Annotated in this window: 2 protein-coding genes; both read right to left on the bottom strand. The window is 59.4% G+C overall.

The features are described 5' to 3' along the window. Positions 1 to 63 precede the first annotated feature (63 nt). Positions 64 to 1,461 carry an aminotransferase gene (locus MPRO_RS03165; protein ID WP_281177126.1) on the bottom strand — a complete coding sequence of 466 codons (1,398 nt, stop codon included), beginning with the start codon at positions 1,459 to 1,461 and terminating at the stop codon, positions 64 to 66. After that, on the bottom strand, positions 1,437 to 1,647 hold a 211-nt coding region (locus MPRO_RS03160; protein ID WP_158651738.1), incomplete at its 5' end, for an aldehyde dehydrogenase family protein. The genes MPRO_RS03160 and MPRO_RS03165, both read right to left, overlap by 25 nt.

The following is a 1,647-nucleotide window of genomic DNA, read 5'->3' as shown; positions in this document are numbered from 1 at the left end:
ATTGTCGGACAGCCTCCTTGAGGCGTCGGCGCGGTTACCGAGTACAACGTCAGGCTGAGGTGATCAGGCCACCAGCCGTTCGCGGGTAACAAAGTCCTGGGTATCGGCCAGAGCCTTGCCGAACTTCTCGATCAGTTCGTCGATCTGGGCTTCGCTGATGATCAGCGGCGGGCAGAAGGCAATGCTGGAACCTGCCACCACCCGGGTAATCAGGCCGTGCTGCTCACAGGCTCGCTGGGCAAAGGCACCCACGGCACCGCCTTCAAACGCCCTGCCGCTGGCCTTGTCGGCCACCAGTTCAAGGGCGCCGATCAAGCCGCTGCCACGTACCTCACCCACCAGCGGGTGATCACGGAACTCCGCCAGACGACGCTGCAGATACTCGCCCATGCGGGCGGCACGGCCAAAGATATCGTCGCGCTGGTAGATCTCGAGGGTTTTCAGTGCCACAGCACAGGCAACCGGATGGCCTGAATAGGTGTAGCCATGCCCAAATACACCCAGCTTGTTGCTCGGCTCAACCATGGCATCGTACAGATCGCCACGAATCACAGAGGCGCTGATCGGCATGTAGGCCGATGACAGCTGCTTGGCCAGGGTCATGAGCGCAGGACGCTCGATACCCATGGTGGTGCAACCAAAATCATTGCCGGTACGACCAAAGCCGGTGATCACCTCGTCGGCCCAGAACAGGATGTCGTACTTGTCGAGAATCGCCTGCACCTTCTGGTAGTAACCGGCCGGCGGCACTATTACGCCACTGGCACCGGTGATCGGCTCGGCGATAAAGGCCGCGATAGTGTCGGGCCCTTCGCGCAGAATCAGCTGCTCCAGATTGTTGGTGATACGGGTGACGAAATCCGCTTCACTTTCGCCGGCCAGGGCGCCGCGGTAGTAGTGCGGCGCATCGGTGCGCAGGATGCCCAGCGCCTCGATCGGCAGATCGAAATTGGTCTGGTTCACCGGCAGACCGGTGAGGGATGCCGCCGCCACAGTCACGCCGTGGTAGGAGCGCTCGCGGGAAATAATCTTGCGCTTTTGCGGCTTGCCGATGGCGTTGAAGTAATACCGCAGCATCTTGATATGGGTGTCATTGGCATCGCTGCCGGAATTGCCAAAAAACACCCGCGCGTTGTCGACTGGCACCATTGCGGTCAGCTTCTCGGCCAGGTCCATGCCGACCTTGTGAGTCTTGCCGCCGAACATATGGGAAAAGGCCAGCTTGCCCATCTGTTCCGCCGTGGTATCGATCAGCTCCCGGTTGCCGTAACCAAGCGAGGTACACCAGAGCCCGGAAAGACCTTCGAGGTACTGTTTGCCATTAGTGTCGTAAACATAGACCCCTTCGCCGCGCTCTATAGTCAGCTGCTCGGTGGCGGTGAAATTGGTCGTTGGGTAAATGATTGAACTCATGTCTGTGCTCCTACTCTGGACCTTTAGCGGTCCAGCCCGCCCATGCAGATGAATTTAACTTCCAGATAATCGTCCAGACCGTACTTGGAGCCCTCACGGCCCTGGCCGGACTGTTTCATGCCACCGAAAGGCGTGGCATCCGACCCCAGTGCGATCTCGTTGACGCCGATCATGCCGAAATCCAGACCTTCGCTGACGCGCCAGACGCGGCCCAAATCACGGGTAAAGACATAA

The sequence above is a fragment of the Marinobacterium profundum genome (genome assembly GCF_001528745.1).
Taxonomy (GTDB): Bacteria; Pseudomonadota; Gammaproteobacteria; order Pseudomonadales; family Balneatricaceae; genus Marinobacterium_A; species Marinobacterium_A profundum.
This window is presented reverse-complemented; position numbering and strand designations above follow the sequence as displayed.